The organism is Microcystis viridis FACHB-1342, from assembly GCF_014698335.1.
Taxonomy (GTDB): Bacteria; Cyanobacteriota; Cyanobacteriia; order Cyanobacteriales; family Microcystaceae; genus Microcystis; species Microcystis ichthyoblabe_A.
On sequence record NZ_JACJSV010000065.1, the window covers coordinates 21,594 to 28,134 of the forward strand.

The window sequence follows — 6,541 nt, forward strand, 5'->3', positions numbered from 1 at the left end:
GGAACTTGTTCTCTCTTAATCCGTCACGAGATGGTCAGAAAGAGAAATCTGAAAAATTATCCTAACCACTGAGTCGATTACCCCACGCCATAATAGAATTGTTGCTTTGACGAGGAGAATAGCAATTTTGAACGCCAAAAAAACGGGAATTTTCTTGACAATTGCCCTAAGTTGTGCTTTAGCGGGGAAAGCAGCGATCGCTAATACTTCCCCTTTGGAGGGGACTCGATGGAAACTAAGGGGGTGGACAGCCGGAAGTTTGGTGAAAGAAACGGAAATTACTGCCGCTTTCCAGAAAAATATCCTCAGTGGTTCGGCCGGATGCAACCAGTATAATACTGGCTATCAAGTCAATGATGACACGCTTCAGATCAATCAAGCGATCGCTACTACCAAAAAAGCCTGTCCGGAACCGCAGATGAAACAAGAAAATCAATATCTTGCTGCCTTGCAAGGAGTGGAACAATTCCAAGTGACAGCTAAAGGCGATTTACAATTATTTTATCGTACTCCCGAAGGTTTAGGAATACTCACTTTTACCCCCGCACCAACCACTACGCGCACGGAAAAGACCATTTATATCCATTCTCGGAAACAACCCTGTGGCCAAGGCACAACCAAAGACTGTTTACAGATGCGAGAAAAACCCGAGGAAAACTGGAGATTGTTCCCTAATAGTATCGAGGGATTTGATTATAAACCAGGATTTTTCTATCAAATTAAAGTTAGCGTTGAAACCGTATCCAATCCAGCTACTAATCAAAATTCCGAAACATGGAAGCTATTAGAAGTTATTAGCCAAACCCCAGAAAAAGAGACTCCGCGAGCTTGGTTTGATCGACCGTTAACTAATTGGAATAAAGCCAAGTCCCCTATCCCCAAATCTCCCGTTAAAACCGTGATCGATAACCAGTGTCGTGAACAGGTTCGTCCGGCAATTACTGCCAATGATCAAGCACTTAATAAAGCAGGATGGTTACTCTACGGGGCCGTGCAAACCTATGGCAAAACTAGCGTTATTTCGGCTATGAGTGGAGTGGATGGAATGTGCCGACCAATGGGTTATCAAGACTTTGTTTTTGTCGATGGTAAATTCGCTGGCACTCTTTCCCCGCGACCGATGGATTCCCGCACTGATGGTGCATCTCAGAGAATTGTTTTACAAAATAGCACTCGAATTATTGTGGTTTTTAATCGCTATAAAGATACTGATCCTCTCTGTTGTCCTTCCCAATTAAGTCGCGTTGTTTATCAAATTGAAACAGTCAGCGGAGTGCCAGTGGTTGTTCCCAAAGAAGCGGAAACAGAAGCAGTAAGAAATTAATTCAGTTATCAGTTATCAGTTATCAGTTATCAGTTATCAGTTATCAGTTATCAGTTATCAGTTATCAGTTATCAGTTATCAGTTATCAGTTATCAGTTATCAGTGAGATAGGGAAAAAAAGACTGGCAGCTAATAGCTTACTTTTTTATTATATCTCCCGCAAAAGTGAGTTTTTAATCGCAGATGCTATTAAAGTCCTTAATTTAAGGATTTTTACAGAAAAAGATCGCTTTTCTACTGCCAGAAAATAATCTATTTCTTTCCGCTTATCCTGACTCGGAGAATACTGGATCGGGGACTCCTCACTTAACGGAAGATTTTTGATTTATGCAGCAGGTTTAGTGATTAGGCACTGATACTAGATAAGTAGTTATAGAATTCTAATAACTCCTCATTAGTTAGCAGTAAACGGGACTTTTTGCCATAGGTAGAAATCAGGTATTCTCGACCTTTTTCTGTAGTCCAAGCTAATCGTTTCATCTCCACATCAATTTTAGTTTTAAGCACTGAATAATCGATTTCTTCGGGAATAACAACAACTGGTTCCGGTGCCGGGGGTTCTTCTTCAGTTAAACTCGCTTCTTCTGGCAATTCTGATAATAAGGAGTAATTATCGGTTTCCATTTCTAATAATAAAGGCTCTGGTTCCGGTAAAGGAATATCCTTAACTTGGGGTAATTCCAGTTCAATTTTAGCCGGGGGAATATCCTGAACTTGGGGTAATTCCAGTTCAATTTTAGCCGGGGGAATATCCTGAACTTGGGGTAATTCCGGTTCAATTTTAGCCGGGGGAATGTCCTGAACTTGGGGTAATTCCGGTTCAATTTTAGCTTCAGGACGAGGTATTTCAGTGACTTTAGCCGTTTTAGTCGATTTTTTGGTACTAGGGACGGTTTTAGGTAAATCGGACGGTAGAGAAATATTATTGGGGCTGACTTTTTCCACAAGCTGGAGATCGGGGGTGTTTTCAGCCTCTAAAAGCAGTAAAGCTCGTTCTCTGGCTCTATCTTCGGCGATTTCCACCGTATCTGCCGCTGCTAAACCTGTAACGACCGTTTTTCCCTCAATTTCGATGATCGCTCTCACAATATACTTGCCGTGATCGATTTGAACTAACTCGCTAATCAGGGCAACTTGGGGGTAACGTTGGCGTAACTTTTGCAACATGGTGACTTTTTCGAGTTCTTTTGTACTTATACTAAAATACTCTATCGTAATTATGGAAAAATGTAGCAAGTTCTTGCTAGGATTAAAGATTAGATAAAATTTTCAGTCCTAGGATTAGCCTTGCCCACAGTAACAAGATTCTACTAGGCTGAAGCTTCTGCCAGCAAGATGAGCGATCGCCAAAAGGTTTGCCAGTGTTCGCTATTGGCTTATACTAACGAAGGCTTCGATAATTCTCAGGGTAGGTTCGGGTGTTCGATGCTTGCTTAGTTTACCTTCACTGTCACCACCAGCGATCGCAATTAGCCCGATAGAGATAATCTCTCGAGTCAATGGTTTAAATCAATCCTCTCATTATATAAGTATTTAAACTTAATTGTCCACCATTCCGTCAGTGTCTTGTAAGTAAGGATTATTGTTAGATGGACTTCTCGATCGCCACACTCCTCTCTCATCTTAGTGATGATAAATTAGCTACGGGTAAACTTCTCGAAAAAAAATTAGGCTGCGAAGACGATCCCGAAAGCTGCGAAAAATTGCAAGTGATTCTCGATGCTTTGGAACGTCTGGGAATGGTTGTCAAAGAACGGGGGCGCTATCGTCGTGTGATCGAGGAAAATATTGTAGAAGCAAAGCTGCGCTGTTCCAGTAAAGAATTTTGCTTTGCTATCCAAGATATCGAAGATGCTGATGACATCTACGTCTCGAAAAATCATCTCAGTAACGCTTGGAATGGCGATCGAGTTTTAGTCAAAATCATCCGCGAGGGAACCCGTCGTCGTTCCCCAGAAGGAGAGGTGAGATTAATTCTCGAACGAGCTAATCCTTCGCTTCTAGCGCAAGTAAAACAGGAAAATGAGCAGTTTGTGGCGGTTCCCCTGGATGATCGTCTGAAATTTACCCTTAATCTCCTCGAAAATGGTCAAAATCTCCTAGAAAACATCGATCACCTCGTTCATGTTTCCGTCCTCCGTTATCCCCTAGGGGAAATGCCTCCCATCGGTAAAGTTACTCGCGTTCTCGGTTCCACGGCCGAGGCCGCTGCCGACACGGATATCGTCTCCTGTAAACACGATCTACCCCATAATTTTCCGCCAGAAGCCCTCGAAATTGCCGATAATTTAGCGGATTTCTTCGATAGTGGCGAAAAAGAACAACTGCGAGATTTAACCCAACTCTTCACCTTTACCATCGAAGATGACACCCCTCTAGATTATCCCCCAATCATTGAAAATGCCTTTTCTTTAGAGAAAATCAACCAAAATCGCTGGCAAGTCGCCATTCATATCAGCGATGTCACCCGTTACATTGAACGGGGCGGATTATTGGATAAAGTTGCCAAAAAACGGGGAACAGCCGTCTATTTAGGCGAAAAAGTGCTGCCATTAGTCCCGGCTGCCCTTGCCAGTCGTTGTTCCCTGTCACCCCAAGAACAGCGCCCCGCTATTTCTATCCTCGTCACCCTCGATGACAAGGGGGAGCTAGTGGAGTACGAAATCACCCGCAGCCTCATCCAAGTGGATCAACATTTTACCTATCAACAGGTGCGCGATCTGCTCAGTGAAGAAGATAGCGAAGCTGCCCCCACCGATACCGTTGAAACCCTGAAAGATTTATTTTTCAGCGTTTGCCCCACCCTAAAATCCCAACGTCTGCAGCGGGGTAGTTTTGATATTCAATTAGACAAAATCTCTCCCTACAAAGACGAAGGACGGGGGGGGACTGTTCTCGCTTCTAATAATTTACCTGCCCGTTCTTTACTGACAGAAGTGGCAATTTTAGCCGGCAAAGTCGTCGCTGAACATTTACAGGCCTTAAAATTGCCCTGTATCTACTGTGGACAATCGGAACCAGATTGGGATGAATTGGAGGATTTACTCAAATTGGCCAATAATTTAGGGGCAGAATTAAATTTAACTGCCGAGGAGGAGATTAAACCCAATGACTATCAAAATCTCACCCGCACTTTTTCCGCTTCCTCATCGGTGAAAGTCCTCAATTATCTCCTGCAAGAAACTCTCAAATTAGTTAGATATAGTAGTCATCCTCTGCCCCATTTTGGTTTGGCCTATCCTAGCAATTATACCCACTGTCTCTCACCCCTACAAAGATATGCGGATCTTTGGGTACAACGGGTGTTAAAACTCCTATTAACCGAGGGGAAAGATCGCCGCAGCAAAATCGTCAAAGTCGGGGTTAATTTGGGCAGTAATAGCTGTCATGGACAGATTCATTGGAATATTCTCCCAAGTCAAATTCAGGAGGATTTGGAAGAAGAAAGCCATCTAATTGTTTCCCATCTCAATGATCGCTCAAAAATTGCTGAAGATGCCGAAAAAGACCTAGAAGGATTGAAAAAAGCCGAGAAAATGAAAGAAAGAATGGGTCAAGTTTTTCGCGGCTTAATTACCGGTGTACAATCCTATGGTTTCTTCGTGGAAATTTCCGATTTATTAGTGGAAGGGTTGGTCCATGTTTCTTCTCTCAAGGATGATTGGTACGAATATCGCGCTCGTCATAGCTGTTTGGTAGGACGGAAAAATCGCGTTGCCTATCGTCTCGGTGATGAGGTAGAAGTGGAGATAAAAGATGTAGACTATTATCGTCAGCAAATCGATCTAGTTACGGTTAGCGGTGGCAGTTCAGCAAGTTATGACGACTTAGAAGAAGATTAATTATGAATCAATTAACCACCGAAAAAATCGGGAAAACCCGCTTTATTCTGCCCTTTTTATGCGGTATTTTTCTCTTTTTAACTGGCTGTGTCCGTTACGATGTGGGCATTAATTTTCCCCACCAACACCACGGGGAAATTATTCAACATATCACCCTCGGACAACGCTTAACCAGTCTCAGTCAAACCGAAGCCACTAAATGGTTAAATAGTATCGAACAGAGGGCAAAATTACTTAAGGGGAAAACCGATCATATTTCCGAACGAGAAATAATTGTCACTATTCCCTTTAGTAATAGTCAGGAATTAGAGGAAAAATTCAATCAATTTTTTGATCCTAGTTCTTCCTTTAAAATTAAAAATTCCGCTAATACTGATGATATAAAGTTACTGCAACTGGATTCAAAACTGGCAGTTACAGAAAAAGATTGGTTCTTTTTGACCCAGAAAAACTTAAAATTAACCGTTGATTTGCGGGCTTTGGGTGTACTTTCCGAACAGGGAAATATTATCATTAGCCCCGGTTCCTTAGTTGATATCGACTTCGCTTTAAAGACTCCCTTAGCTGGTCAAAATATTGAAGATGACTCAGGATTAAATCCCCCAGTAGAACAAGTTGACAATCAGTTAATTTGGCATTTAAAACCGGGAGAAATTAACACCATTGGCGCGGCTTTTTGGGTTCCTAACTATTTGGGTATCGGCACAATAATTATTGTTGTAATAACAGTTTTTGCCTATTACTTGAAATATAAACGCTTGCCTGGTGTATCCCCATCGACTTAAATTGAGAGTAACTATTCAGGCAGCAATTCTAAATTTGCCCTGTAGCAAGGCTTTTGGGAGTTAGTTCGCATAATACGGGGTGAAATTCAATGGGATGGCGAATTTCATTTGACGAGTCTTCGGGCTTTTGACGTGACAGTACACCCAAAGTTGCGCCAAAAATCCCCCTTTAAAATGTTCTTTAAATCCCTTAAAAGGCTTGCTGTGTCTAAAACTGAGAATTGCTGCTATTCAGGTCTAGGGGTTGACAAAGAGAGAAAAATCAGCAGTGGGGATAAGAGAGACAAACCTATTCAAGGGGTGATGGACAGAGGCCAAAGCCTGACGCAAGAAAGTGCCAATTCAAAAATGAAAAGCATCAACCTCAAGAGTTGACAAAGAAAGGCTCATCAGTATGCGGCAGCCTAAAAAGATTGTATTGTAAAGTTTTGTAAAAAATATATGCAAATGACTGCAAACAACTGCTAATATGGTTAGTACAAGTTTACGTTGCAGTTCACATGAAACTATCAGATTATGCTAAGAAAAAAGGGATCAGTTATGACACTGCTTGGAGAATGTGGAATCGAGGGCAGTTACAAGGAGAACGT

4 protein-coding genes and 1 pseudogene are annotated in these 6,541 nt (G+C 42.1%); 4 read left to right on the plus strand and 1 reads right to left on the minus strand.

The window, feature by feature from the left end; all coding sequences use genetic code 11:
• Window positions 1–127: 127 nt before the first annotated feature.
• Entirely contained in the window at window positions 128–1,324 is a 1,197-nt protein-coding gene (locus H6G40_RS18175) for a DUF4377 domain-containing protein (protein ID WP_002733915.1), read from the plus strand.
• Window positions 1,325–1,669: 345 nt separating this feature from the next.
• On the opposite strand, the gene H6G40_RS18180 is transcribed toward H6G40_RS18175, so the two are convergent.
• The gene (locus H6G40_RS18180; RefSeq protein ID WP_190538119.1) at window positions 1,670–2,491 is read right to left on the minus strand and encodes a hypothetical protein; all 822 of its coding nucleotides are present in this window, start codon (window positions 2,489–2,491) and stop codon (window positions 1,670–1,672) included.
• A 422-nt stretch (window positions 2,492–2,913) separates the two neighbouring features.
• On the opposite strand from H6G40_RS18180, the gene H6G40_RS18185 reads away from it, so the two are divergent.
• The 3 genes and pseudogenes from H6G40_RS18185 to H6G40_RS23475 form a co-directional block, all read left to right on the plus strand.
• A complete protein-coding gene (locus H6G40_RS18185) occupies window positions 2,914–5,166 on the plus strand; it encodes a ribonuclease R family protein (RefSeq protein WP_002732861.1) in 2,253 nt (750 codons plus the stop codon).
• A 2-nt stretch (window positions 5,167–5,168) separates the two neighbouring features.
• Window positions 5,169–5,951 carry a DUF3153 domain-containing protein gene (locus H6G40_RS18190; protein WP_002734632.1) on the plus strand — a complete coding sequence of 261 codons (783 nt, stop codon included), beginning with the start codon at window positions 5,169–5,171 and terminating at the stop codon, window positions 5,949–5,951.
• A gap of 500 nt (window positions 5,952–6,451) precedes the next feature.
• A pseudogene (locus H6G40_RS23475) lies at window positions 6,452–6,541 on the plus strand (IS607 family transposase); the annotation flags it as partial.